Origin of the sequence: Mycobacterium sp. SMC-13, assembly GCF_045311035.1 — a bacterium.
In the GTDB taxonomy this organism is placed as follows: Bacteria; Actinomycetota; Actinomycetes; order Mycobacteriales; family Mycobacteriaceae; genus Mycobacterium.
On record NZ_JBJIAI010000005.1, the window covers coordinates 193793 to 219251 of the forward strand.

Sequence of the window (25459 nt, forward strand, 5' to 3'; positions counted from 1 at the left end):
CTTTCTGGGTTAGCGTCACGTCATGACCTACGACGTGATTGTCAAAGACGGTTTGTGGTTCGACGGCACCGGCCGTACGCCGCAGCTGCGCAATCTGGGTATCCGCGACGGCGTCGTCGCGACGGTGTCGGCACAACCGCTCGATGAGACGGGCTGCCCGGACGTCATCGACGCCAAGGGCAAGTGGGTGACGCCGGGCTTCATCGACGTCCACACCCACTACGACGCCGAGGTGCTCCTCGATCCGGGCCTGCGCGAGTCCGTCCGCCACGGCGTGACGACCGTGCTGCTGGGTATGTGTTCGCTGTCGACGGTCTACGCCGAGAACGACGACGCCGCCGACCTGTTCAGCCGCGTCGAGGCGGTGCCGCGCAAGTTCGTCGTCGGCGCGCTCGAGCAGAACCGGTCGTGGTCCGGACCGGCGGAGTACGTGCAGGCGCTCGAAGCGCTGCCGCTCGGCCCCAATGTCAGCTCGCTGCTGGGCCACTCTGATCTGCGCACCTCGGTGCTGGGCCTCGACCGCGCGACGACCCCGAACGTCACCCCGACCAACGCCGAACTCGAGACCATGGCCGCGCGGCTCGAGGCGGCTCTGGACGCCGGCATGCTCGGCATGTCGGGCATGGACGCCGCGATCGACAAGCTCGACGGTGATCGTTTCCGCTCCCGCGCCCTGCCGTCGACGTTCGCCACCTGGCGGGAGCGCCGCCGCCTGATCAAGGTCCTGCGCAAGCGCGGCCGTATCCTGCAGAGCGCTCCCAATGTCGCGAAACTGCAAGAGGCACTGAACTTCTTCCTCGAGAGCAGCGGCTGGTTCGGCCGTCGTGCCGGCGTGCGCATGAGCCTGCTGGTAGCTGCTGACGCCAAGTCGTCGCCCGGCGCGGTGTACCTGCTGGGTCCGGTGACCCGCCTGGCCAACAAGGTCCTGAACTCGAAGGTCCGCTTCCAGCACCTGCCGGTGCCGTTCGAATTGTATTCGGACGGAATCGATCTCCCGGTTTTCGAGGAGTTCGGTGCGGGCACCGCCGCGCTGCATCTGCGGGACCAGTTGGAGCGCAACAAGCTGATGGCCGACCCGGAGTACCGGCGCCGGTTCCGCAAGTCGTTCGACAAGAAGGTGCTGGGCCCGACCCTGTGGCACCGCGACTTCCACGACTCGACCATCGTCGAATGCCCCGACAAGTCGTTGATTGGCAAGAGCTTTGGCCAGATCGCCGACGAGCGTGGCAGCCACCCGCTCGACGCCTTCCTCGACGTCCTGGTCGAGCACGGGGAACGCAACACCCGCTGGACCACCATCGTGGCCAACCACCGGCCCAAGCAGCTCGACAAGCTGGCGACGGAGCCGTCGGTCCACATGGGCTTCTCGGATGCCGGTGCGCACCTTCGGAATATGGCGTTCTACAACTACGCGCTGCGGATGCTGCGCCGCGTGCAGGACGCCGACAAGGCCGGCCGCCCGTTCATGACCACCGAGCACGCCGTGCACCGGCTCACCGGTGAGGTCGCCGACTGGTTCGGCCTGGAGGCCGGCACCCTGCGTCAGGGTGAGCGCGCCGACTTCGTGGTGATCGATCCGGCCGGGCTCGACGCCGAACTCGAGGCGTACCACGAGGATTCGGTCGAGTTTTACGGCGGCCTGAGCCGCATGGTCAACCGCAGCGACGCCGCCGTCGTGGCGACCGGTGTGGGTGGCCAGGTGGTGTTCCGCGACGGCGACTTCGTCGAGGGCTACGGGCAGACCGTGAAGTCCGGCCACTACCTGCCGGCGCGCGGCGCGAAACTGCCGGTGGCGCAAGCGGTCTGACATGGCCAGAACCCAACAGCAGCGCCGGGAGGAGACCCGGGCCCGGCTTCTCGATGCCGCGATCGAGACCATCGTCGAGGTCGGCTATGCCCGTGCCTCGGCGGCGGTGATCGCGCGCCGGGCCGAGGTCTCCGACGGCGCGCTGTTCAAGCATTTCGCCACCATGGGCGATTTCATGGCGGCCACGGCGCTGGAGGTCATGCGCCGGCAACTGGAGCAGTTCAGCAAGCAGGTCGCCGAAATCCCTTCGGACCGGCCGGCTCTGGAAGGCGCCTTGATCGCGCTGCGCGACATCAGTGGCAACGCCACCAACGCCGTGATGTACGAGCTGATGGTGGCGGCGCGCACCGACGAGAAGCTGCGGGCGACGCTGCAGGGCGCGCTCGTCGAATACGGCCGCAACATCTACGAGACGGCGCAGGAGATGCCCGGCGCCGATCAGTTGCCGCCGGAACTGCTCATGCTGATCGTCGCCGTGATGGTCAACACCTTCGACGGCGCGGCGCTGATCCGCGCCGTGCTGCCGCAGCCCGAACTCGAGGACGGCCGCATCCAGCTGCTGGCCACGATGCTCGGGAGCCTGGGCGTTCAGACCTGACGGGTGTCGTCCTCGGGTACCCGGGCGCCTTCCAGCGCGACCGCGCGGGCCAGCTGGGCGTACCGCAGTTCCAGGTCCTTGAACCGCATGTAGGCGCTGATGGTCGTGAACAGGAACGCGATGACCAGCGCGTACAACAGCAGATCGGCGCCGCGGCCGATGCCGAGCCAATGCGCCACCACCGTGGTGTCGTTGGGCCGCAGGATCGCGTAGATGGCGCCCAGCACGAAGAACACATAGCCGACCTTGACCCACGCCCGCGACTGCGCGTTGCGGCGCGACGAGAACAGGTAGGCCAGCAGCAGGACCACCGCGCCGATGAGCAAAGCCTTGGTCCAGATCATCGGCGCAACCTCCCGCGCAGCAGTCCGTCGACGATGATGTTGACGCCGTTCACCAGCGGCTGACCCTTCGACATCGAATAGTCGGTGTACAGGATCTGCACCGGCTGTTCGGCGATCCGCCAGTTGTTCTCGACGATCAGGGCCACGAATTCGCTGGCGTGACTCATGCCGTTCATGGTGAGGTTCAGGCCATCGGCGACCGTCTTGTTGAACACCCGCAGCCCGTTGTGCGCGTCGGTCAGGTGCAGCTGGCGGCTGGACCGGCTGAGTTTCGCGACGATGGGCAGCAGCAGCCGCTTGAGCATCGGCATGCGGTCGGGCGGCCGGTCGGCGAACCGGGTGCCGATCACGATGTCCAGATCCTCGGCCTGCAACCGGTCGAGCATCCGCACGACGTCCTTGACCTGGTGCTGTCCGTCCGCGTCGAACGTGGCGAAGAACTGTGCCCCGGGGCGCGCCCGCGCGTATTCGACGCCGGTCTGGATGGCCGCGCCCTGACCGAGGTTCACCGGATGACGCACCACGTGGGCGCCGGCGGCGAAGGCGCGGTCGCCGGTGTCGTCCCGGCCGCCGTCGTCGACGCAGACGACATTGGGGAAGACGGCGCGCACATCGGCGACGACGTCAGCAATGACGCTCGCCTCGTTGTACGCGGGGATGACGATCCAGACGTCGCGATAAGGGGACATGTTGCTGCCGAAACTACACGCTCAGCGGCGCCTGATCGCGCTCAGCGCGGCCAGGTGAACGACGATTCCGACCAGCGGTCCGCACATCAGAGCCACGATCGTGCGGGTCTGGAGGTCCAGTGGCAGCAGCAACAACAGTGCCGCCGCCACCGTGGCACTCACCCAGCCCACCGCGTAGGCCCGGTGCAGCGCGGCGGCCACCGTGGCGGCGCCGGTGAGGGTCAGGAAGGCGATGGCGACGGCGCCTGCCGTCAGCCACGCCAGCAGCGCACCACTCGCGGTGTACTCCGGCCCGAACAGCGTGCGCAGCAGCCACGGTCCGAGCAGCCCGGCCGCCAGCACCGCCAGCGTGCCCAGGCCGGCGAGCACCAGGGCCGGCGTGAGCAGGGCGCGCAGCCTGCGGTTGTCGACGAAATGCGCGATCAGATTGCCCTGCATCGCGGTGAGCGGAACCAGCAGCGGGGCGCGGGTCAGCGTCACCGCCAGGATGATGACGCCGCCGGTGGCGCCCAGGTCCCGTGACGTGGCCTGCAGCAGCACCGGGAAGCCCATCACCAGGACGGCGCTGGCGCCCGCGGCGGCGATCGAGTGCGCCGACCCCGTCAGGAAGGTCCGCGGGGTGCCGGGCGTGTGGATGGCGGCCGCGGACCGGGCCACACGGGAGGCCAGCAGCAGGATCAGCCACGACATCGAACCGGCGACGGTGGCCCACAGGTAGCCGTCCAGGCCCCAGCCCAGGACGAACGCGGCGACCGCGACGGCGACCCGGATACCCGCGTCGGTCACCATCAATGTGCCGTACTGGGTCCAGCCGTCCGCCCCGGCCAGCACGCCGAGGAGGGTGGCGTGCAAGCAGAAGCCGGCCAGGCCGACGCTCAGCAGCGTCACGCTCAGCGGCGTGGATTCGACGAATACGTGGGCCGCCCACAGCGGGGCGGTGCCGGCGATCAGCAGGCCCGCGGCGACGGCCACCAGTGCGGCGACGCGCAGAGGCTGCAGGTGCGGCCCGGGTTGGGGCTCGGCAATGCGCGCGATGCGGACCTCGCGGGTGGCCTCCTGCAGCAGCCCGTTGGCCGCGCCGGTGAACAACCCGAACGCGCCCCAGAAGACGCTGAACACCGAGAACCCGGCGGGAGCCAGGTCGCGCGCGGCGAGGTACAGGATCGCGTAGCCGCACAGCGCGCTGAGCACCGTCGCGACCGCGACCCGCGCCACACCGCTGGGTTTCACAGTGTCGGTAGCTCCGTCGTGTAGAGCCACGCCGTCCACAGTCCGCGCAGGGACTGGTCGGTGTAGTGCGCGGCCAGGCCGGTGAAGTCATCGGTCAGTGCGGTCGAGTGCCGGTACCGGGTGGTCCAATTCCGCAGCAGCGCAAAGAAATTCGTGTCACCGATCGTGCGTCGCAGAGCATGCAGGGTCAGCGCGCCGCGCTTGTAGACGCGGTCGTCGAACATGTCCTCGGGTCCAGGATCGGCGAGCAACAGGTTCTGCGGCAGGCCGCGGAGTTTCTGCAGATTGTGGGTGGCCAGTTGGTCGGCGGTGCGCCAGCCCGACTCCTCGGCCCACAGCCATTCGGCGTAACAGGCAAATCCCTCATGCAGCCAGATGTCGCGCCACCGTCGTACCGTCACCGAGTTGCCGAACCACTGGTGGGCCATCTCGTGCGCGATCAGCCGTTCGGCGCCGCGGCGGCCGTCGCAATGGTTGGCCCCGAAGATCGAAATGCCCTGTGCTTCAAGCGGGATTTCCAGCTCGTCGTCGGTGACGACGACGGTGTAACCGGTCGACAACGGGTACGGCCCGAACAGCCGGGTGAACAGCTGCATCATCTGGGGCTGCCGGCCGAAGTCGTATTCGAAGTTGCGGATCAGCCGCTGGGGCAGGGCCGCGGACATCGGCACCGGCGACTTGGCCAGGCGCACCGATTCGTAGCGACCGATCTGCAGCGTGATCAGGTAGGTCGACGTCGGCTCGGCGAGCTCGTACACCCAGGCCGTCTGTGCCGCACGGGTTTTGCGGCTCACGAGCTCGCCGTTGGCCACCACCCGGTACGGGCTGTCGGTCGTGACCGCGATGCGGTAGCTGGCCTTGCTGCTCGGGTGGTCGTCGCACGGGAACCAGGACGCCGCGCCGTTCGGCTGCCCGGCCACCAGGGCGCCTTCCGTCAGCTCCTCGAAACCGACTGTGCCCCAGATTGATTTGATGGGGCGCGGGTTGCCGCCGTAGCGCACCGTCACTTTCATCGCGGCACCGGCGGGCAGCTGGTCGGCCAGCGTGATGTGCAGCTTGCCGTTGACGGTGCGGAACTTCGCCGGGCGTCGCCCGTTGACCTCGACCTTGGCCACCGACAGGTCGTCGGACAGATCCAGGGTGAACCAGTTCAGCGACGCCAGGGTGACGGCGGTGATGTTGGCGATACCGCTCAGCCGGTTGCTCTCCACCTTGTATTCGAGGCTCAGCTCGTAGCGGGACACCCGGAAGCCGAAGTTGCCGTTGTTCGGCAGGTACGGATCGATCACCGGCGCAACGCTTTTGCGGTCTTTCTTGTTGGTCCGGGTCACGCGGCCTGCGCCTTCTGCCGGTTGCCCGACTTGCGCTTCTTGCCGACCCACGGGGCGATCGGGTTGCCCTGCCAGCGGGTCGACGCCGGCACCGCGTCGCCGCGCATCACCAGCGATGCCGGGCCGACCGTCGCTCCGGCGCCGATGCTCGCCGCCGGCAGCGCGACGCAGTGGGTACCCAGCGTCGCGCCTTCGTCCAGCACCACGGTGTCCAGTTGCATGATGCGGTCGTGGAACAGGTGGGTCTGCACGACGCAGCCCCGGTTCACCGTCGCGCCGCGGCCGAGTGTCACCAGGTCGGCCTCTGGCAGCCAATAGGTTTCGCACCACACGCCGCGGCCGATCGCGGCGCCGAGGGCCCGCAGCCACAGGTTCATCACCGGGGTGCCGCTGGCGGCGCGGGCGAACCACGGTCCGGCGACGGTCTCGACGAAGGTGTCGGACACCTCGTTGCGCCACACGAACGGCGACCACAGCGGGTGCTCGACGGCCCGGATGCGCCCGACCATCAGCCATTTCGCCACGACGGCGATGGCGCCGGCGATGGCGCCCGCGTTCAGCAGCACGAGACCGGCGCCCAATGACGCCCACAGCCAGCCCAATTCGCCGGCGAGGGCCTGCAGGACGCCGAGGACCGCCACGCCGATGCCGAATGTCACCATCACCGGGACGATCCGCAGCGTCTCGACCGTCGAGCGCATCACCTTCAACCGCAGCGACGGGTGGAAGGTGCGCACCGCGTCGGCTTCGGTCGGCTGGCGGCGCAACCGGATCGGCGGACTGCCCAGCCACGATGAGCCGGCCTTGGCCTTGTGCGGGGTCGCCGACAGCACCGCGACCAGCCCGTCGTCGGGCACCCGGCGGCCGGGCTGGGTGATGCCGGAGTTGCCGAGGAACGCGCGTCGCCCGACGGTCGCCTTGGCGACGTGAATCCAGCCGCCGCCGAGTTCGTACGACGCCACCATGGTGTCGTCGGCCAGGAATGCGCCGTCGAGTACCTCGGTGAACTTCGGCGTCAGCAGGGCCGTCGAAATCTCGGTGTCCTTACCGACTTTCGCGCCCAGGATGCGCAGCCACCATGGCGTCAACAGGCTCGCGTAGATGGGGAACAGGTAATTGCGGGCGGCGTCCATCAGCCGCTCGGTGGCCCAGAGCTGCCAGCCGACGCGGCTGCGCACGGGGTGGTAGCCCTCGGTCAGGCCGAGGGCCAGCAGGCGCACCCCGATGACGGTCAGCGCGGCGTACACCGCCATGGCCACCACGGCGGCCACGGGCGTCCACAGCGCGACGGGCAGGACCGCCTCGGGCAGCGAATGGGTATGGCGCACCGGCAGAATCAGCACTGCGAGCCCCGCGGCGAGAGCCAGGATCGGCAATCCGCCGAGCAACACCGACGTCACCCCGTACATCCCCACCCAGATCGGGGCGCGCCCCGGCCGCTCTTTCGGCCACGGGTGGTGGGCCTTGCCGGACTTCACCGCCGGCGAACCCTTCCAGTACTGCCCGGCCTTGACCTTGCCGATCACGCCGGAACCCGGTGCGACGTCGGCGTTCTTGCCGACCACGGCACCCGGCAGCAGTGTGGTGCGGGCGCCGATGGTGGCATCGTTGCCGATGCTGATGGGTCCGACATGGAACAGGTCGCCGTCGATCCAGTGCCCGGTGAGGTCGACCTCCGGCTCGACCGAGCAGCGGTCACCGAGCGTGAGCATGCCGGTGACCGGCGGCGTGGAATGCAGGTCGACGCCGTCGCCGACCCGATTGCCCAGCGCGCGGGCGTAGTACACCAACCACGGTGCGCCGGCCTGGTTTTCGGCGCCGCTGGCCTCGCCGAGCCGTTCGGCGAGCCAGACCCGCAGGTGCTCGGAGCCACCGCGTTTGTAGGTGCCCGGTTCCAGACCGGACAGCAGGGCGCGCGCGGCGAACACGGCGATGCCCATGCGGCCGATCGGCGTGACGAACACGAGGAACCCGACCAGGATCACCCACCAGTTCACGGTGTGGGCCCAGGGCAGCAGGTGCAGCGCGGCGGCGACGTTGTTCAGCAGTGCCAGCCACACGACCCACTGCATGCCGGCCAGCGTCGCGAGCGGGATCGCGGCAGCGGTCTGGATGAGCTGCGTCGTCAGCGGAACCGGTGTGACGCTTCGGGTTTCGACGAGCGGCGGCGGGTCGAGTTCATCGAGGTAGCCGGCCAGAGAGCCCAGGCGCGGGTGGTCGTACAGGTCGGCGACGGTGACCTGTGGGTACTTCTCCCGCAGTAGCGAGACGAGCTGCGCGGCGGACAGTGAGCCGCCGCCGAGTGCGAAGAAGTCGGCGCCGGGTCCGTCGATCGGGGAGGCCAGCACGTCGCGCCACAGCCCGGCGAGCCAGCCCATGGTGCCGTCGAGGTCGGGACTGTCGTCGCCCGCCGCGCCCGCCCCTTCGATGGGCCACGGCAGTGCGTTGCGGTCGACTTTTCCTGATGTGCGCGTGGGCAATTCGTCGACCAGGACGAGGCGCGGCACCAGCGCGGCGGGCAGCGACTCGGCAAGTGTCTTGCGGGCCTTGGTGATATCGAATTCGGGGTCGGCGCTGGCGATGTAGCCGACCAGCAGGGGAGTGCCGGTGGCGGTCTTGCGCACCGCGGCGGCACCACCGCTGACACCGGGCAGGTTGACCAGTGCGGCGTCGACCTCGCCGAGCTCGATGCGGCGGCCGCCGACCTTGACCTGATCGTCGGCGCGGCCCTGGAAGTAGAGGCCGTCCGCCTCGAGCCGGACCAGGTCACCGCTGCGGTACGCGCGGCCCCAACCGAGGGTCTCCATCGGCGCGTACTTCTCGGCGTCCTTTTCCGGATCCAGGTAGCGGGCCAGGCCGACGCCGCCGATCACCAGCTCGCCGACGTCGCCGTAGCCGACCTGCAGGCCGTCCTTGTCGACGACCGCCAGATCCCAGCCGGGCAGCGGCAGGCCGATGCTGACCGGGCCGCCGCCGAGTGGCGCGAGGCACGCGACGACCGTGGCCTCGGTCGGTCCGTAGGTGTTCCACACCTCGCGGCCCTCGACCGCCAGGCGCTCGGCGAGCTCGGGTGGGCAGGCCTCGCCGCCGAAGATCAGCAGGCGCACGGCCTCCAGGGCCTCGGCGGGCCACAGCGAGGCCAGCGTCGGGACCGTCGAGACGACGGTGATGTCGCGGGATACCAGCCACGGGCCCAGGTCCATGCCGCTGCGCACCAGCGAGCGCGGGGCCGGGACGAGGCAGGCGCCGTGGCGCCAGGCCAGCCACATCTCTTCGCAGGACGCGTCGAAGGCCACCGACAGCCCGGCCAGCACCCGGTCGCCCGGGCCCAGCGGGTTGTCCTTCAGGAAGATTTCGGCCTCGGCGTCGACGAACGCGGCGGCGTTGCGGTGCGTCACCGCGACGCCCTTCGGGGTGCCGGTGGAGCCGGAGGTGAAGATGATCCAGGCGTCGTCGCGGGTCAGCGGGCGGCCGGCCTGCCAGCCGCGGGTCGAGCCGGGCCCGCGGACCAGGCCCGCCTCGGTGATGATGCCGACGACGCCGGCCTCGCCGAAGACCAGCGCGGCGCGTTCCTCGGGATCGTCGGCGTCGACGGGGACGTATGCGGCGCCGGTGGCGAGGGTCGCCAGGATCGACACGTACAGCGCGTAGCTGCCCGACGGCATGCGGATGCCGATGCGGTCACCTCGGCCGATGCCGCGCGCGGCCAGCCAGGCGACGCTCTCCTCGACGTCGGCGATCAGCTCGGCATAGGTGAGCTGGACGGTGCCGTCGTCGATGGCGGGTGCATCGGGATATTGGTCGGCCGTGGCGTAGAGGATGTCGATGAGGGTCCGGGCCTGCGGTGCGTTCGCCGAACGCACGTACTGCGGGGGGATCTCCTGATGCACGGGTACAAACTACTAAGGCTTGGCGAACGCTTCCTGGCGGCGGGCATGCCGTGGCGGCTTCGTTACCAGTTGTTGTAGCCGCCTTCAGGCCCGAGCATGCGCTCCAGTCGCGTCCGGTTGATGCGGGCCAGCTCGTTGCGGACCACCTTGCGCTCGGTCTCGTGGTCGTTGTGCATGCGGTCGGCCATGTGGGTCAGCACTTCGTTGGCGCTCATGGCGCCGACGAACATCACGAAGTCGAAGCCGAAGTGGTCACGGTAGGTCGCGGCGTGCGCGGTCAGGGTTGCCATGAGATCGGGGTCGCGGTCGCACACCGCGCACTGTTCGAACTGTGAGCGGGCGCTGCCGGGGCGGCGGCCGAGCTGCGGATAGGCCTGCAGGATCGCGTCCACCGAGGAGTCGCCGAGCGCGAAGAGGAGGTCGTCCGCCCGCCGGAACAGGTGGTCGTGGTCTTTGTAGGCGCGTCCGTCGGCGAGGCTGCCGGCCAGGGGCACGCTGTAGCAGCATTCGTACAGTGCGTGCACCGCCCGCTGCTTCGGCATGGCGTTGAACGCGTCGAGACCGATTCCCTGATGCATCAACACATAGACATCATCGAATCTGCAGGGTACGGGCAGATTTCCTCGTGTTACAGCGGGGCAAATTCATTTATCTGGGGTCTGGCGTGCATCACAGGTATCCGATAGAATCGCACATATGTTCGAAACGCCGTTGATGGACCCTGAGGCCGATGAGGCGGCGTTGTCGGGTCGTATGGCGGAGCTCGAACGGGTCAAAGCGCGTGCGGCGGCCCAGCAGGCGCGGCTGGCGGCCGCACTTGAGGCGCGGCGGGTGGCGGCGGCCGCGGCGGGTGGGCCACGGGTGTCGCGGGCCGCGCTGGGTTCGGAGATCGGGTTGGCGCGGCGCGAGTCGCCGCATCGGGGTGAGCGGTTGATGGCGATGGCCCGCATCCTGGTCGCGGACATGCCGCGCACGCTGGCCGCGTTGGAGTCGGGTGTCCTCTCCGAGCACCGGGCCGAGCTGATCACCAAAGAGGCCGAGTGCCTGTCGGTGTTGGGTCGCCGGCTGCTGGATGCCGAATTGTGCTCGGACCCTGCCACCCTCGACGGTAAGGGTGATGCCGAGATCACCGCCGAGGCCAAGCGGATCGCCTACCGGCTCGATCAGGAGGCGATCGTGCAGCGGGTGCGCCGCGCGCCGGCCGGGCGTCATGTCCGGTTCCGGCCTGCTGGTGACGGCATGGCCACCGTGAGCGTGCGGCTGCCGGCTGCCGAAGGCCGCGCCATGCATACCGCGCTGTCCGATGAGGCGGCGAGCACGCTGGCCTCGACACTGCCGGGCAGGACGGTACCGGCCGGGTTGGGCCGCACCCACGACCAGATCATGGCCGACGTGATGGTGCAGCGGGTCACGGGCCGCAACCCGGTGCAGTCGCCGGTGCCGGTGACGGCGAACCTGGTGCTCTCGGATGAGACCCTGCTCGGCGGTGGCTCAGAACCGGCGCATCTGGAGGGGTACGGGCCGATCCCGGCCGAAATAGCGCGGGATCTCGTCGTGGTCGGCGCGCTCGATGCGCAGGGCGCGGCCGCGGTGCGGCGCCTGTACGCCCAGCCGGGTACCAACAAGCTGGTGGCGATGGAGTCGAAATCCCGGGCGTTCCCGAAAGCCCTGGCCCGGTTCATCGCGTTGCGGGATCAGATCTGCCGGACCCCGTACTGCAACGCCAGGATTCGGCACACCGACCACATCTGGCCGCGCGCGCAGCATGGCCCGACCAGCGTGCACAACGGTCAAGGCCAATGTGCGCACTGCAACTACGTCAAAGAAGAACCCGGCTGGCACGCGGCCACAACCTACGACCGGCACGGCCGCCACACCGTCACACTGACCACACCTACCGGTGCGGTCTACACCTCCGCCGCGCCGCCGATGCCGACAGGACTGCAAATCCTGACCCGCAGGGTCCATCTCGCGATCATCGACGAGGGATCGCGCCCGCGAATCATGCGCAACTAGCCCTGATGTGTGGCGACTCACGGTTTCCGGCCGCGCCTGGCGGCGCATGATGAAGTCATGGACGGTGTGCTGTTCTTCGACGGCAAGTGCGGGATGTGTACCCGCGCCCGCAATCAGTTGTTGCGGATGAATCGCACCGGCCGGCTGCGCACCGAACCACTGCAGAAGCCCGGTACCGCCGAACGACTCGGAGTGGCACCGGAGCACTTGATGGAATCGGTGTGGTGGCTGGATTCCTCCGGCGAGGTGCTCGGTGGCGCCAAGGCGGCGAACGCCGCCGTGGCCGCGGCGATCGGCACCCGGTTGCCGTTGTGGGTTTATGGCATCCCGGGCGTCGGCGCGCTCCAAGAGTGGATCTACCGCTGGGTCGCGACCCACCGCTACCACTTCCGCGGCGTCACACCGTGGTGCGAATCCGCACCCTCGGAATGTGTTTCACCGTAGCTCTGCCATCGCGCGGTAACCCTCGAGTGCGCTGGGGTAGCGGGGACGCCAGCCCGCAGCCTCGCGAAAGCGCTTGTTGCTCACCCGAAGTGACCTCGTCATCGACGTGAGTCGGTCACCGAGCAGGAGCCCCAGCCGTCCCGGCCCGCTGATCCAGATGCGGCGCCCGACGGCGGCGGCGCAGGCCTCGGCGTATTCGCGCTTGGTGAGTGGCCGGTCGTCGACGATGTTGTAGGTGCCGCCGGGTGCCGTGAGTGCCGCGACGACGGCGCTCGCCGCATCCGCGACGTGGATCGACGACAGGTAGGTGCCGGGCCGTCCGGGAGAGAACCCGATGTGCCACTTGGCCATGTCGAGGATCTGTTCACTGTGCGCGGCATGCGGGCCGTAGAAGACGCCGAACCGCAGGATCGTCGCCTGCCCGCCGGCCGCTGCGAACCGGCGTGCGCTGGCTTCGGCGGCGTGGTTGCCGCGCGTGATGGGGTAGTGGTCGACGGGCTGGTCTTCGTCGATCCAGTCGCTGCCGCCGTCGCGGTAGATCATCACCACGGATTCTTGAATCAGGTTCGGAATGCCCGCATCCCGCGCGGCATCAACAACGTTCGCGGACCCCTCCGAACGCACGCGCTCACATTCCGCCCAGGCGGATTTGCGGATGAACGCCGTGGTCGACGGCAGCGCCGACGCCAGATTGATCACCGCGTCGTGGCCGGTGAATGCGTCGGCCAGCCCATGACGGTCGAACAGCGGCACCGAAACCGGCTCAGCGCCCTGGCTCCGCAACCACGCGGCTTTCGCATCGCTGCGAGCCAGCGCCGTGACGGCGTGCCCCGCCGCGACAAGGGCGGGCACGGTGTGGATGCCGATGGCGCCCGTCCCGCCGGTCACGAACACCCGCATCAGCTGAACGCCACCGGCAACGTCTGCGGTCCGCGAATGGCGGGCGTATCGCGCCACGTGACTGCGCCGCGGATAACAGGTTGGCGCGCAAGGACTTCCCGCAACGCGACGGTCAACTCGAGCTGGGCCAGCGCCGAACCCAGGCAGTAGTGCGCGCCGTACCCGAAGGCCACGGGGGCGGGGCCGGTGCGGTCCAAGCGGAAGCGGTCAGGTTCGTCGAACACCGCCGGGTCGCGGTTCGCGGCCGCCACCACGACGACGACGCTGTCGCCGGCGGCGATGTCGACGCCGCCCACCGTCTGGTCCTCGGTCGCGGTGCGCACCGTCGACTGCACCGGGCCGTCGAGTCGCAGCAGCTCGGTGATGACGGCCCCGTCGACGGTGTCGACCTGTTCGGTCACCAGCCGAATCAGCCCAGCGCCAAGCAGATTCGCGGTGGTTTCGTGTCCGGCGACCGCGATGAGGATGGCGGTCACCACGACGTCTTCGAGCGACAGTTCGGGATCGGTGGCGATGAAGCTGAACAGGTCATCGCCGGGATTGGCCCGTCGATCGGCGGCGAGCGGCAGGAACTCCGCCATGAGTGCGGCGGCGGCGCCGAAGCCCTCGGCCACCTCTACGGGATCGGCCAGGGTGCCGAGCATGCGGATGATCGACGGCGACAGTTCGCGCAGCGACGCCGCGTGGCCGGGTTCCAGCGCGAGCCATTCACCCACCACCGCGATCGGCAACGGTAGGGCGATCCGCGACATGAAATCGAACGGCTCGCCGGTGGGTGCCTGCGCGATGACCTCGGCGGCGATGGTCTCCACGCCTTCGGTCAGCCCGGATATCGTGCTGCGGGTGAACGCGTCCCGGACCGCGCCGCGCAGCCGGTCGTGGTCGGCGCCGTCGGTGAAGAGCATCGACGCCTTCGCGAATTCCGGCCCCAGCATGGTCATCGACGCGCGTGCCACCGGGTTGGCCAGCGGGTCGCTCGTCCAGCCGGAGCCGCCCAGCACCTGCCGGGCCGCGTCGTAGCCGAGCACCAGCCAACCTTGTGCGGCGTTGTCCCACACGACATCTCCGTCGCGCCGCCGGGCTTCGTAGAAGGGGTAGGGATCGGCGGCGTCCCAGGGCAGCCGGGCTGCCGTGACGTCAGCGGTGCTCATGATCGTCTGTCCCGAAAGGCAAGCCACGCTCGCGAACCCAGGCCACGTGCTGTCGGCCCAACTCTGTGATCGGCTCGGCGACGCCGTCCATGTCGTCGACCGCGGCACGGGCGTGGAAGGTCGCGTGCAAGGCGGTGAAGATGGCGTTCATGGACAGGTTGAGCCGGGAGAAGAACACAAAATCGGCGGGCACCGTGATGTGCCGCATGGGATGGTCGGAGTCGCGGATGTCCAGCATCGAGGCGATGGCACGCCGCGAGGTCTCTTCGGTGTAGGTCACCGGTTGCGGGACAAGCAATTCGTAGATGATCTGTTGGTACCAGCTGTAAGCGTCATCCGCAGTGAGTACGGAATCGGCTGTTAAGAAACCAGCTTCGACCATGGCTGCTCGAAGCTGGTCTCGCTGGCCGTCTACCGCAGCGCGGAGCATGTGCACGATCTGGCCGCGTTGATGCTCGGTGAGTACCTTCACGCAGCCGAAGTCGACGAATCCGACCGTGCCGTCAAGGCCGAATCGGTAGTTGCCCGGGTGTGGGTCGGCGTGGAACAGATTGCCGTGCCGGTACGCTCCGGCGATGAACCGGGTGATCACCTCGGCCCAGGTGTCCTTCAAGTTCTGATCGACGTCTTGCGCTGCGGCCCAGTCCAATCCGTCCAGATACGTCATGGTGAGGACACGGTCGCCGGATGCCTCGCGAACGACCTCGGGTACCCGGATGAACGGATGATCGCGGTACAGCTCATGGAACGCGGTGATGTGCGCGGCTTCCCTGCGGTAGTCGATCTCCTCGGAGATGCGTTCGGAAATCTCCGCGGCGATGGGTGTGACATCGGGCAAGACGGTGCCGAGCGTGCTCGCCGCGCCTGCCGCGAACCGGAACATCGTCGCCAACAGCTCGGTGTTCGACAAGTCATCGCGAATGGCTTGTGCCACACCGGGATACTGCACCTTGACCGCGACGTCGCGGCCGTCGTGCAGCACCGCACGGTGGACCTGTCCGATGGACGCCGCCGCCATCGGTTCGTCGGAGAACGAGGCGAAGACCGCGGAGATCGGGCGACCGAGATCATCCTCGACGACCCGCCGGGCCAGCGCTGAATCCATCGGCGGCGCGTCGGCCTGTAGCCGCGTCAGTGCGCGCTGGTACGGCGAGAGTTCGCCGCCGCCAATGGCATTGGCGTCGACCATCGACACCAGTTGGCCGGCCTTCATCAACACGCCCTTGGAGTGGCCGAGGAGTTCGGCGTACTGCTCGGCGGTGCGCTCATGGAAACGTTCGACGGCGCCGGTGTTGCCGGCCTTCTCCCGCAGCGCCGCGACCATCCGGCCACCGGCGGCGCGTGCGGTGAAGCCGGCGACCGGCATGGTGCGGCGGATGCGTCCGCGCGGCACATTCCCGGTCATTGCGCCTCCCAGCGTTGTATGGTGACCTAGTACGAAATATATGACCCTTCTTATATCCGGTCAATGGTGGGGAGGCAGCGGTGGAAACCTCGACAAGGGAACGGACCAAGGAACGCCTGGTCACCGAGGCCATGCGGCTGTTCAGCGAGCAGGGCTACAAAGCCACCAGCATCACCCAGATTGAGAAGGCCGCCGGCCTGGTGCCCGGCTGCGGCGCCCTCTACAACCACTTCAAAACAAAAGAGGCCGTCCTCGTCGCGGGGATCGACAGGCAGCTGGACCGGCGCCGCGCGATGCACGACATCAGCGCACTGTTCGCCGGCGAGGGCGAGCTGCGGACCGAACTCACGCTGCTCGGCCGGTACGTGCTGAGCGTCCTGAACCAGGAAAGCCAGTTCCTGCAGGTGGCAGCCCGCACACCGGCGGACCAGTCGGACCGCGTCAACGCCGCCTATGCCGCTCTGGTCGACGGCCTCTACAGCGAGCTGACCGACTGGATCAGGGGTTGCGCGCCCCGCCTCGATCCGGCCGACGCCCGGCGGATCGCCGTGGTCGGGGTCAACGCACTGCTGGGCAAGCAGGCGACGCGCGTCGTCTTCCACGCCCCGCAGGTGGACATCCCCGATGACGAGTACATCGCGGACTGGACCGCGATGCTGGCCGGCCGGATCGAAGCCGCGCACTAGTCGGGCAGCGTGACCGGCGGGAAGTACTCGCCTTCCGGCGTCCGGTGCCACCACACCCGGTCGTGCCGCAGTTCGTGGGGAGTGGCGTAGCGGTAGCGGAAGATCCGCGCGCGGACGAACTTGGGTAGCGAATCCGGAAACGGGTTGTGCCGCAACAGTTTCAGTGTGTCCGCGTCGCCGCGCAGCAATCGCTCCAGCAGGCCGGCGAACCACTGGCGCCCGTAGGTCGGCGAGATCGCGGCGAACCACATCAGCCAGTCGAGTCGCAGGTGGTAAGGCGCCCACTGCCGCGGCAGCCGGCCGACGGCGCCGGGCTTGCCCTTGAATTCGTATTCGTGCCAGACGGTTTCGTCGGTGATGTCGTCATCGTCGGTGCCCTCGAGCACCACCTCACGCCGGACACGGCCGATCGAGCCGAAGGCGCCGTAGGTGTTCACCAGGTGCAGCGGATCGAACGATGCGTTCATGCGCTGCTGCGGCGACAGCAGGTTGCGCACCGGCCAGTAGCTCAGCACCATGACCAGGACACTGAATCCGATGACGAGCACCACGAACCACGTCGGCGCTGCGGCGGGCAGGGGTGTGGCGGACGCCGGCCCGGCGATCGCACTGAACGCCAACACCATCGTCAACCAGTTCAGCCACGCATAGTTACCGGAGATCACCAGCCAGAGCTGCGTGACCACCACGATCGCGCCCGCGATGGTGGCGACAGGCTGCGGTGCGAACAACCCGAACGGAACCACCAGCTGCGTGAAGTGGTTGACCGCGACCTCGACCCGGTGCAGCGGCTTGGGCAGGTGATGGAAGAACCAGCTCAGCGGGCCCGGCATCGGCTGCGTCTCGTGGTGGTAGTAGAGGCACGTCAAATCGCGCCAGCACCGGTCACCGCGCAGCTTGATCAGCCCGGCGCCGAACTCGGTGCGGAAGACGAGCCACCGCGCCAGCCAGATCACCAGCACGGGCGGCGCCACGGAGTCGTTGCCGAGGAACACCGCGAGGAATCCCGCCTCCAGCAGCAGGGACTCCCAGCCGAAGGCGTACCACCGCTGCCCGACGTTGACGATCGACAGGTACAGCACCCACAGCAGCAGCCACAGGAGCATCGCCGCCCACAGCGGCACGAGATCGCCGGCACCCGCGACCAGCGCGGTACTGAGCGCGGCGCCCGACCACGCGACGGCCGCGAAGAACGTGTCGGAGTAATGCCAGTGAAAGATGCTGGGCGCCTGCCGGAACGACACCGCCGACAGATATCGCGGAATGGGCAACATGCCCTGCGCGCCGAGGAGGGCGCGGAATTGCCTTGCGGCGCAGAGGAAAGCAATCAGATAGACGCCGGCGATGCCGCGTTCCAGCACCAGCCGGCTGAACCAGTATTCGGGTGCTGTGAACCAATCCATCGCCGATTCCTGACCCGCCGCCGCTTTCCAGCGTACGGCGGGTCAGGCTCGGTGAAAACGAAAGACTAGTGCTCTTGCTCTTCGAACCGGGCGATCGAGCGGGCCAGCTCTTCTTCGGCCTCCTTGCGGCCGACCCAGTCGGCGGCCTTGACGAACTTGCCCGGCTCCAGGTCCTTGTAGTGGACGAAGAAGTGCTTGATGGCGTCCAGCTCGAACTCCGAGATGTCGCTGACGTCCTGGATGTGGTCCCAACGCGGGTCACCGGCGGGAACGCACAGCAGCTTGTCGTCGCCGCCGGCCTCGTCGGTCATCTTGAACATGGCGACCGGGCGAGCGTCGACGATGCAGCCCGGGAAGACAGACTCTGTCAGCAGCACCAGCGCGTCCAGCGGGTCGCCGTCCTCGCCGAGGGTGTTCTCGAAGAACCCGTAGTCGGTGGGGTAACCCATGGGGGTGAACAGGTAGCGGTCGAGCTTCACCCGTCCGGTCTCGTGGTCCACTTCGTACTTGTTGCGCGAACCCTTGGGGATCTCGATGACGACTTCGTGCTCCACCGGGAGACTCCTTAGCTCTGTGCTGATAACGGGCTACACCTTAGACGAGCGATACCCTGCTGAGTGACCCGTACGAGTTCAGGAGCAACATGCGGCCCACCCGGTGGCGCCGATCGACCCACGTGGTGATCGGCGTGGCAGTTCTCGTGCTGGTTGCCGCGCTGGTGGCGGCCGCCGCGGTGATGACGCGGCATGATGCCGTCCCGGCAGCCGGGGCGACGGTCAAGCCCCAGCCCGCGCTCGTCTCGCCGCGACCGGCCGTGCAACCGGTCTCCGACAACGCGCCGCAAGTGGTGCCCGCGCAGCTCGCCGCCGTGCTGGCGCCGCTGGCCGCCAACCCGAATCTCGGCATTCTCGGGGGCCGGATCACCGATGCCATCACCGGCGCGCAGGTGTGGGGGCTGAGCGAGAACGTCCCGCTACAGCCCGCATCCACCAACAAGACCCTCACGGCGGCCGCGGCCCTGCTGACCCTCGACCGCAACGCGCGGCTGACCACCACGGTCGTGTCCGGCGACACCCCGGGCGTCGTGGTGCTCAAGGGCGGCGGCGACCCGACGCTGTCGGCGGCGCCGCCGGGCACCGACACCTGGTACGGCGACGCGGCCCGGATTTCCGATCTGGCCGACCAGGTCCGCAAGGCCGGCGTCACGCCCCGCGCCATTCAGGTCGACACCAGCCTCTACTCGGGCCCGACCATGGCGCCGGGCTGGGACGTCGCCGACATCGAGGGCGGTGACTGGGCGCCGATCCAGTCGGTGATGGTCGACGCCGGTCGCGTCCAGCCCACCACGGTCGAGTCCAAGCGCTCGACGACACCGGCCCTCGACGCCGGCCGCGCCCTGGCGGCGGCGCTGCGGGTCGACCCCGCCAACGTGACCCTCCGCACCAGCCCCGCCGGCGGTCAGCAGCTCGCCGCGGTGCAATCCCCGCCGCTGATCGAGCGCCTGCGCGAGATGATGGGCGCCTCCGACAACGTGATGGCCGAGTCGATCGGCCGCGAGGTCGCCGCCGCGGTGAACCAGCCGCAGAGTTTCGACGGCGGGGTACGTGCCGTTCTCGGACAGCTGGCGAAGGCCGGACTGACCACCTCGGGTGCGACGCTGTTCGACGCCAGCGGCCTGTCGGTCAACGACCGGCTCACTGCCACGGTCCTGGACGACGTCGTCAACGCGGCCGCGGGCACCAATGAGCCCCGCCTGCGCCCGCTGCTCGACGTCCTGCCGATCGCGGGCGGCAGTGGCACGCTGTGGAACCGCTACGCCGACACCTCGTCGGCCGGATACCTGCGCGCGAAGACCGGTTCACTGACCGGCACCAACGCGCTGGCGGGCATCGTCACCGACCAGAGCGGACGGGTCCTGACCTTCGCGCTCATCTCCAACAACGCCGGTCCGGAAGGACGCACCGCGCTGGACGCCCTCGCCGCGGCGTTCCGGTCCTGCGGGTGCGGCACGTGAGCCGGAAGCCGACCGTCGGCCGGGCCGTCGACTGGGGCTTCGCCGCCACGGTCGGGGCAAAGCTGACCCGCCCGGAACCGGCGACCACCGACTACACCCGCAACCAGGTGCGCGCGCAGCTCGCCGATTCGGCGCGCCGGGCCGAGCTCCCGGTGCGCGAGGTGACGCTCCTCAACGAGGGCGCCGAAGTGCCCGAAGCGCGCGTCGTCGACCGGCAGGACTGGGTGCGTGCTGCCGCCGAGTCGATGCGGGTGATGACCGGTGGCGAAACCTCCAGTCCCACAGGCCTGGCCGCGAAGCTGGGCGGACGGATCGCCGGGGCGCAGACGGGCGCGGTGCTGGCGTTCGTGTCGTCGGGCATCCTCGGGCAGTACGACCCGTTTGCGGCGAACGGGGGCGAGTTGCTTCTCGTCGCGCCCAATGTGCTTGCCGCCGAACGGCAGTTGAAGGTCGAACCCGCCGACTTCCGGCTGTGGGTGTGCCTGCACGAGGTGACGCACCGCGTGCAGTTCCGCGCGAACCCCTGGCTCACCGAACACATGTCGCAGGCGCTCGCCGTGCTGACCGACGAATCCGGTCTGGATGCCGGTGACGTCATCGGCCGGCTGGCGGAGTACGTGCGGGCACAGCGGGACGGCGACGCCGACGCGAATTCGCAAGGCATCCTGGGCATCATGCGCATCATGCAGTCCGACGAGCAGCAGCGTGCGCTGGATCAGCTGCTGGTGCTGGGGACGCTGCTGGAAGGGCACGCCGATCACGTCATGGACGCCGTCGGTCCGGCGGTCGTGCCGTCGGTCGCCACCATCCGCAGCCGGTTCGACGAGCGCCGCCACCGCAAACAGTCTCCGCTGCAACGGATTGTCCGCGCCCTGCTCGGTGTTGACGCCAAGATCGCCCAGTACACCCGCGGCAAGAAGTTCGTCGACGAGGTGGTGTCGACCGTCGGCATGAAGCGGTTCAATGCGATCTGGACCGATGCCGAAACCCTGCCGCTGCCAACCGAAATCGATGAGCCGCGGCGATGGATCGATCGAGTGCTCTGACCCCGCTGCGCGCGGCCGTCACCGCCTTCGCGCGCCGGCACCCGGCCGACCGGTGGTGTGTCGGGCTCTCCGGTGGCGCCGACTCGCTGGCACTGACCGCCGTCGCCGCCGCCCTGAAACCGACCATCGCGCTGATCGTCGACCACGGCCTGCAAACCGGATCGGCCGACGTCGCCGCCACTGCGGCGGCACAGGCCCGGCAGTTGGGTTGCGTTGACGCGCAAGTGCTCTCCGTCGATGTCGGTACCGACGGTGGACCGGAAGCCGCGGCCCGCACGGCGCGCTACGCCGCCTTGGACGCCGCCCGCGATGGGGCTCCGGTGCTGCTCGCGCACACCCTCGACGACCAGGCCGAGACGGTGTTGCTCGGCCTGGGGCGCGGATCGGGCCCGAGATCCATTGCCGGCATGCGGGTTTGGGACCCACCGTGGGGACGGCCCCTGCTGGAGGTGCGGCGCGCCGACACCGAAGCGGTCTGCGCCGAACTGGGACTGACGCCCTGGCGGGACCCGCACAACACCGACCCGCGCTACACCCGGGTCCGGCTGCGCACCGAGGTGCTGCCATTGCTGGAGGACGTGCTCGCCGGCGGCGTCGCGCCGGCGCTGGCCCGTACCGCCGCCGCGCTGCGGGAGGACAACGACGCCCTCGACGCCCTGGCCGCCGGGCACCTGGCTGCCCTGCGCGACGGCGAGGGCCTCACCGTCGCCGGGCTCGAGGATCTCCCCGCCGCGCTGCGCCGCCGGGTGATCCGCGCCTGGCTGCTGAGCGTCGGCGCCACCACGCTCACCGACGTCCAGCTGCGCGCCGTCGACGCGCTCGTCGCGGACTGGCACGGGCAGGGCGGCGCCGCCGTCAGCTCGCCGCTGCGGTACCAGCGATTGATCGTGACCCGCCGCGCCGGACAGCTCACAGTCGCCGCCCGGCCCGTGTGAGCGACCGCCGAGCGGGACGGTCTTGGTACTCGGCGCAGAGGCATGGCACGCTGTTGCCGTGGATCTGTATCCGGGTGACATCAAGTCGGTTCTCCTGTCTCAGGAGCAGGTTCAGGCGCGCATCGCCGAGATGGCCGCGCTGATCGCCGAGGACTATCGCGCCGACGCGGGCGACCAGGATCTGCTGCTGATCACGGTGCTCAAGGGCGCGGTCATGTTCGTCACCGACCTGGCCCGCGCGATCCCGCTGCCGACGCAGCTCGAGTTCATGGCGGTCAGCTCGTACGGGTCGTCGACCTCGTCGTCGGGCGTCGTGCGCATCCTCAAGGACCTCGACCGCGACATCAGCGGCCGTGACGTGCTGATCGTCGAAGACATCATCGACTCGGGCCTGACGCTGTCGTGGCTGCTGCGCAACCTCGCGACGCGGGGCCCGCGCTCGCTGCGGGTGTGCACGCTGCTGCGCAAGCCCGACGCCATGCGCGCCGACATCGACGTCGCACACATCGGCTTCGACATCCCCGACGAGTTCGTCGTCGGCTACGGCCTGGACTACGACGAGCGCTACCGCGACCTGCCGTACATCGGCACGCTCGATCCGAAGGTGTACGAACAGCACTAGTCGGAGCAGAATCCGGAGCATGGACACCGCCCTCCGGATCTGCCCCTTCTGTGAAGCCACCTGCGGCCTGACCCTCACCATCGACGACGGCCGTGTCACTGCCGCGCGTGGTGATCACGACGACGTCTTCAGCGCGGGCTTCATCTGCCCCAAGGGCGCCAGCTTCGGTGAGCTCGACAACGATCCGGACCGGCTGACCCGCCCGCTCGTCCGTCGTGACGGCGTACTGACCGAGGCCACGTGGGACGAGGCCTACGCCGTCGTCGCCGATCAGCTCGGCGCGGTGATCGCCGGGCACGGTGGGGCATCGGTCGGGGTCTACCTCGGCAACCCGAACGCGCACACGATCGCGGGCGCGCTGTATGCCCCGCTGATCCTCAAAGCGCTGGGCACCCGCCAGGTGTTCAGCGCCAGCACGCTCGACCAGATGCCCAAACACGTTGCGCTGGGCCTGATGTTCGGCAGCCCGGGCGCGTTCACCGTGCCCGACCTCGACCGCACCGACCATCTCGTGATCATCGGCGCGAATCCGCTGGTGTCCAACGGCAGCGTGACCACCGCGGCCGACTTCCCCGGCAAGCTGCGGGCGCTGAAGAAGCGCGGCGGCAAGCTCGTGGTGATCGACCCGGCGCGAACCCAGACCGCCAAGCTCGCCGACCGGCATCTGGCGCCGCGGCCCGGGACCGACGCGGCGCTGCTGCTCGCCGTCGTGCATGTGCTGTTCGACGAAGGTCTGGTCGATCTCGGTGCGAACGCCGAGCACGTCATCGGCGTGGAGCAGGTCCGCGCGCTGGCCGCCGACTTCGCGCCCGAGGCTGTCGAACAGGCCTGCGGCGTCGGCGCCGACGAGATCCGCGAACTGGCCCGTGAGCTCGCGGCGGCGCCGACGGCGGCGGTGTACGGCCGGATCGGCACCTCCACAGTCGAATTCGGCACGATCGGCAGTTGGCTCGTCGACGTCATCAACATCCTCACCGGCAACCTGGACCGGCCCGGCGGGGTGATGTTCCCGCTCGGCGCGGCGGTCCCGGCGCCGCGGCCACCGAAGCCGGGCCGCGGCTTCCGGACCGGCCGGTGGGCCAGTCGGGTCTCTGGCTACCCCGAGGTGATGTCCGAATTGCCGGCCACCGCGCTCGCCGAGGAGATCGACACCGCGGGCGAGGGGCAGATAAAGGCGATGATCACCATCGCCGGGAACCCGGTGCTGTCCGCGCCGGACGGCGACCGGCTCGACAAGGCCTTGGACAGTGTCGAATTCATGCTGTCGGTCGACCCGTATCTCAACGAGACCACGCGGCACGCCGACGTCATCCTGCCGCCGCCCCCGCCTTCGCAGAGTCCGCATTTCGACGTGCTGCTCAACAACCTCGCGGTGCGCAACAACGTGCGCTACTCGCCGCCGGTGCTGCCGCCGGCCGACCGGCCGGGCGAGGCCGAAATCCTGTCGCGTATCGCGTTGATCCTGACCGGTCTTGGGGCACAAGCGGATCCCGCCCTGGTCGACGCGCAGGTGATCGCGCTGACCTTGGCCAAGGAGACGCACGACCCGGATTCCCCGGTCGCCGGTCGCGACGTCGACGAACTGACGGCCATGCTCCCCGCCGGCCCCGGCTATGAGCGCCGCCTCGACATGATGCTGCGGCTCGGGCCCTACGGTGACGCCTTCGGCGCCAAGCCCGGCGGGCTGACCCTCGAGAAGCTCAAGGCCAATCCGCACGGCATCGACCTGGGCGCGATGCAGCCGAGAATCCCCGAGGTGCTCCGAACCCCCAGTGGCAGAATCGAACTCGCTCCGGAGCCGATCGTCGCCGACGTGGCGCGGCTACGCGAGGCGCTGAGCCGCTCGGCCGGCGGCTTCCTGCTCATCGGCCGCCGCCACCTGCGCTCCAACAACAGCTGGATGCACAACCTGCCCGCGCTGTCGGGTGGCTCCAACCGCTGCACGCTGCAGATTCACCCCGACGACGCCGCCGACCTCGGCCTCACCGACGTCGCGATCATCAAGGGCCCGGGCGGCGAACTGCTGGCCCCGATCGAGGTGACGGACGTGATGCGGCGCGGCGTGGTGTCGCTGCCGCACGGTTGGGGCCACAACCGCGGTGGCACCGGTCAGCAGCTCGCGAGCAGCCATCCTGGCGTCAACGTCAACCAGCTCAACGACGGCACCCACCTGGACCGGCTGTCGGGTACCGCGGTGCTGAACGGCATTCCGGTCGAGATCGCCGCGGCGGGTTAACCGAGTTCCCAGATCACCGTCACCGAGAAGCTGACGGTCTGCTGACCGGGGGACAGCGGCACGGCTTCGGCCATCGCCATCCGCGGCGCCGGCAACGGCGTCGGGGTGGTGCCGCCGGTGGCCTCGGAGATCGAGATCACCTTGCCGAGGCTCAACCCGGACAGCTGCGCGTACTGCTGCGCGCGGTCCTTGGCGTCGTCGAAGGCGTGCGTGCGGGCGTCCTTCACCAGCTGCGAGTCGTCGTCGATCGAGTACGCGACGTTGCTGATCCGCGTGGCATTACCGCCCGCGGTGACGATCTTCGCCAGCACCTGCGACGCGGTGTCGAGCTTGCGGACCTTGATGTCGATGGTGTTGCTGGCCCGGTATCCGGTGATGACGGCGTCGCGGTAGTCGGGCTGCAGCTCGACCTGTTTGGTGGCGATGTCCTTGTTGTCGATGCCCGCCCCGGACAGCGCATCGATCACGGCCTGCTGACGGCTGCTGGTCTGGTTCATGGCGGCGGTGACGTCGGGCGCCGTCGCCTCGATGGACGCGGTGACGTTCAGGGTGTCCGGCGTGCCCTGGACCTTGCCGTTGCCGACGACTGTGACCTGGCGGCTCTCCGGCTTGGCGTCGTCGGAACCGCAGCCGGCGACGCCGACGGTGGTGGCGATCGCAAGTCCGGCGAGGGTCAGGGCGGCAGTACGTCGGGTCGCAAATGGCATGGTTG

The 25459-nt window shown here is 69.1% G+C and carries 22 protein-coding genes; 10 read left to right on the forward strand and 12 right to left on the reverse strand.

Annotated features, from left to right (window positions below; genetic code table 11):
- Window positions 1-22: 22 nt before the first annotated feature.
- Both ACJH6I_RS09965 and ACJH6I_RS09970 read left to right on the forward strand, forming a co-directional pair.
- Window positions 23-1807, forward strand: coding sequence for an amidohydrolase family protein (locus ACJH6I_RS09965; RefSeq protein ID WP_135356437.1), 1785 nt, complete (start codon window positions 23-25; stop codon window positions 1805-1807).
- Between the two features lies 1 nt (window position 1808).
- Window positions 1809-2405, forward strand: a complete 597-nt coding sequence (locus tag ACJH6I_RS09970) for a TetR/AcrR family transcriptional regulator (RefSeq protein WP_133426345.1) — start codon at window positions 1809-1811, stop codon at window positions 2403-2405.
- On the opposite strand, the gene ACJH6I_RS09975 is transcribed toward ACJH6I_RS09970, so the two are convergent.
- The 6 genes from ACJH6I_RS09975 to ACJH6I_RS10000 form a co-directional block, all read right to left on the reverse strand.
- Complete coding sequence (locus tag ACJH6I_RS09975; RefSeq protein ID WP_133426346.1) at window positions 2396-2749, reverse strand: DUF2304 domain-containing protein; 354 nt, start codon at window positions 2747-2749, stop codon at window positions 2396-2398. The two genes, ACJH6I_RS09970 and ACJH6I_RS09975, sit on opposite strands and share 10 nt — an antisense overlap.
- Window positions 2746-3438 (reverse strand): glycosyltransferase family 2 protein, encoded by a 693-nt coding sequence (locus ACJH6I_RS09980; RefSeq protein WP_133426347.1) that lies wholly within the window; start codon window positions 3436-3438, stop codon window positions 2746-2748. The genes ACJH6I_RS09975 and ACJH6I_RS09980 overlap by 4 nt, the downstream gene beginning before the upstream one ends.
- Window positions 3439-3459: 21 nt before the next feature.
- A complete protein-coding gene (locus ACJH6I_RS09985) occupies window positions 3460-4668 on the reverse strand; it encodes a hypothetical protein (RefSeq protein ID WP_226519898.1) in 1209 nt (402 codons plus the stop codon).
- A complete protein-coding gene (locus ACJH6I_RS09990; RefSeq protein WP_226519897.1) occupies window positions 4665-5999 on the reverse strand; it encodes a M1 family metallopeptidase in 1335 nt (444 codons plus the stop codon). Before ACJH6I_RS09990 ends, ACJH6I_RS09985 begins: the two co-directional genes overlap by 4 nt.
- Entirely contained in the window at window positions 5996-9889 is a 3894-nt protein-coding gene (locus ACJH6I_RS09995) for a Pls/PosA family non-ribosomal peptide synthetase (protein ID WP_406784034.1), read from the reverse strand. The genes ACJH6I_RS09990 and ACJH6I_RS09995 overlap by 4 nt, the downstream gene beginning before the upstream one ends.
- Window positions 9890-9951: 62 nt before the next feature.
- Window positions 9952-10473, reverse strand: a complete 522-nt coding sequence (locus tag ACJH6I_RS10000; protein WP_346415075.1) for a 2-oxo-4-hydroxy-4-carboxy-5-ureidoimidazoline decarboxylase — start codon at window positions 10471-10473, stop codon at window positions 9952-9954.
- 112 nt (window positions 10474-10585) lie between these two features.
- Between ACJH6I_RS10000 and ACJH6I_RS10005 the strand changes: the two genes are divergently transcribed.
- Window positions 10586-11905, forward strand: coding sequence for a DUF222 domain-containing protein (locus tag ACJH6I_RS10005; RefSeq protein ID WP_406784035.1), 1320 nt, complete (start codon window positions 10586-10588; stop codon window positions 11903-11905).
- Window positions 11906-11962: 57 nt separating this feature from the next.
- On the forward strand, window positions 11963-12349 hold the full coding sequence (locus ACJH6I_RS10010; RefSeq protein WP_346415073.1) for a DUF393 domain-containing protein: 387 nt from the start codon (window positions 11963-11965) through the stop codon (window positions 12347-12349).
- Here ACJH6I_RS10010 and ACJH6I_RS10015 read toward each other — a convergent pair.
- From ACJH6I_RS10015 to ACJH6I_RS10025, 3 genes are read right to left on the reverse strand one after another with little or no spacing between them, the layout of a single operon-like run.
- Window positions 12341-13249: an NAD(P)-dependent oxidoreductase gene (locus ACJH6I_RS10015; RefSeq protein ID WP_346415072.1), complete on the reverse strand. Its 909-nt coding sequence runs from the start codon at window positions 13247-13249 to the stop codon at window positions 12341-12343. The two genes, ACJH6I_RS10010 and ACJH6I_RS10015, sit on opposite strands and share 9 nt — an antisense overlap.
- Window positions 13249-14400, reverse strand: a complete 1152-nt coding sequence (locus tag ACJH6I_RS10020; protein ID WP_346415071.1) for a cytochrome P450 — start codon at window positions 14398-14400, stop codon at window positions 13249-13251. Before ACJH6I_RS10020 ends, ACJH6I_RS10015 begins: the two co-directional genes overlap by 1 nt.
- Window positions 14387-15805, reverse strand: a complete 1419-nt coding sequence (locus ACJH6I_RS10025; protein WP_346415070.1) for an AarF/ABC1/UbiB kinase family protein — start codon at window positions 15803-15805, stop codon at window positions 14387-14389. Before ACJH6I_RS10025 ends, ACJH6I_RS10020 begins: the two co-directional genes overlap by 14 nt.
- Before the next feature lie 131 nt (window positions 15806-15936).
- Here ACJH6I_RS10025 and ACJH6I_RS10030 point away from each other — a divergent pair, with 131 nt between their 5' ends.
- A complete protein-coding gene (locus ACJH6I_RS10030) occupies window positions 15937-16491 on the forward strand; it encodes a TetR/AcrR family transcriptional regulator (protein WP_135356525.1) in 555 nt (184 codons plus the stop codon).
- On the opposite strand, the gene ACJH6I_RS10035 is transcribed toward ACJH6I_RS10030, so the two are convergent.
- A complete protein-coding gene (locus ACJH6I_RS10035; protein ID WP_346415069.1) occupies window positions 16488-17894 on the reverse strand; it encodes a lipase maturation factor family protein in 1407 nt (468 codons plus the stop codon). The two genes, ACJH6I_RS10030 and ACJH6I_RS10035, sit on opposite strands and share 4 nt — an antisense overlap.
- A 65-nt stretch (window positions 17895-17959) precedes the next feature.
- Complete coding sequence (locus tag ACJH6I_RS10040; protein ID WP_135356445.1) at window positions 17960-18448, reverse strand: inorganic diphosphatase; 489 nt, start codon at window positions 18446-18448, stop codon at window positions 17960-17962.
- A gap of 89 nt (window positions 18449-18537) precedes the next feature.
- Between ACJH6I_RS10040 and dacB the strand changes: the two genes are divergently transcribed.
- From dacB to ACJH6I_RS10065, 5 genes are read left to right on the forward strand one after another with little or no spacing between them, the layout of a single operon-like run.
- Entirely contained in the window at window positions 18538-19908 is a 1371-nt protein-coding gene (dacB, locus tag ACJH6I_RS10045; protein ID WP_346415068.1) for a D-alanyl-D-alanine carboxypeptidase/D-alanyl-D-alanine-endopeptidase, read from the forward strand.
- On the forward strand, window positions 19905-20954 hold the full coding sequence (locus tag ACJH6I_RS10050) for a zinc-dependent metalloprotease (protein ID WP_346415067.1): 1050 nt from the start codon (window positions 19905-19907) through the stop codon (window positions 20952-20954). The genes dacB and ACJH6I_RS10050 overlap by 4 nt, the downstream gene beginning before the upstream one ends.
- Window positions 20933-21889, forward strand: a complete 957-nt coding sequence (tilS, locus tag ACJH6I_RS10055) for a tRNA lysidine(34) synthetase TilS (RefSeq protein ID WP_346415066.1) — start codon at window positions 20933-20935, stop codon at window positions 21887-21889. The genes ACJH6I_RS10050 and tilS overlap by 22 nt, the downstream gene beginning before the upstream one ends.
- A 22-nt stretch (window positions 21890-21911) precedes the next feature.
- Window positions 21912-22511, forward strand: coding sequence for a hypoxanthine phosphoribosyltransferase (gene hpt / locus ACJH6I_RS10060; protein ID WP_346415065.1), 600 nt, complete (start codon window positions 21912-21914; stop codon window positions 22509-22511).
- A 19-nt stretch (window positions 22512-22530) separates the two neighbouring features.
- Entirely contained in the window at window positions 22531-24747 is a 2217-nt protein-coding gene (locus ACJH6I_RS10065; RefSeq protein WP_346415064.1) for a molybdopterin-dependent oxidoreductase, read from the forward strand.
- Here ACJH6I_RS10065 and ACJH6I_RS10070 read toward each other — a convergent pair.
- The gene (locus ACJH6I_RS10070) at window positions 24744-25454 is read right to left on the reverse strand and encodes an SIMPL domain-containing protein (RefSeq protein ID WP_318985397.1); all 711 of its coding nucleotides are present in this window, start codon (window positions 25452-25454) and stop codon (window positions 24744-24746) included. The two genes, ACJH6I_RS10065 and ACJH6I_RS10070, sit on opposite strands and share 4 nt — an antisense overlap.
- Window positions 25455-25459 lie beyond the last annotated feature (5 nt).

Coding starts and splice junctions, on each gene's coding strand:
- ACJH6I_RS09970 (WP_133426345.1), top strand. CDS start 1,809: ATGGCCAGAACCCAACAGCAGCGCCGGGAGGAGACCCGGGCCCGGCTT.
- ACJH6I_RS10070 (WP_318985397.1), bottom strand. CDS start 25,454: ATGCCATTTGCGACCCGACGTACTGCCGCCCTGACCCTCGCCGGACTT.
- ACJH6I_RS10025 (WP_346415070.1), bottom strand. CDS start 15,805: ATGACCGGGAATGTGCCGCGCGGACGCATCCGCCGCACCATGCCGGTC.
- ACJH6I_RS10010 (WP_346415073.1), top strand. CDS start 11,963: ATGGACGGTGTGCTGTTCTTCGACGGCAAGTGCGGGATGTGTACCCGC.
- ACJH6I_RS10035 (WP_346415069.1), bottom strand. CDS start 17,894: ATGGATTGGTTCACAGCACCCGAATACTGGTTCAGCCGGCTGGTGCTG.
- dacB (WP_346415068.1), top strand. CDS start 18,538: ATGCGGCCCACCCGGTGGCGCCGATCGACCCACGTGGTGATCGGCGTG.
- ACJH6I_RS10005 (WP_406784035.1), top strand. CDS start 10,586: ATGTTCGAAACGCCGTTGATGGACCCTGAGGCCGATGAGGCGGCGTTG.
- ACJH6I_RS10030 (WP_135356525.1), top strand. CDS start 15,937: ATGCGGCTGTTCAGCGAGCAGGGCTACAAAGCCACCAGCATCACCCAG.
- ACJH6I_RS09965 (WP_135356437.1), top strand. CDS start 23: ATGACCTACGACGTGATTGTCAAAGACGGTTTGTGGTTCGACGGCACC.
- tilS (WP_346415066.1), top strand. CDS start 20,933: ATGGATCGATCGAGTGCTCTGACCCCGCTGCGCGCGGCCGTCACCGCC.
- ACJH6I_RS10065 (WP_346415064.1), top strand. CDS start 22,531: ATGGACACCGCCCTCCGGATCTGCCCCTTCTGTGAAGCCACCTGCGGC.
- ACJH6I_RS09980 (WP_133426347.1), bottom strand. CDS start 3,438: ATGTCCCCTTATCGCGACGTCTGGATCGTCATCCCCGCGTACAACGAG.
- ACJH6I_RS09975 (WP_133426346.1), bottom strand. CDS start 2,749: ATGATCTGGACCAAGGCTTTGCTCATCGGCGCGGTGGTCCTGCTGCTG.
- ACJH6I_RS10015 (WP_346415072.1), bottom strand. CDS start 13,249: ATGCGGGTGTTCGTGACCGGCGGGACGGGCGCCATCGGCATCCACACC.
- ACJH6I_RS10020 (WP_346415071.1), bottom strand. CDS start 14,400: ATGAGCACCGCTGACGTCACGGCAGCCCGGCTGCCCTGGGACGCCGCC.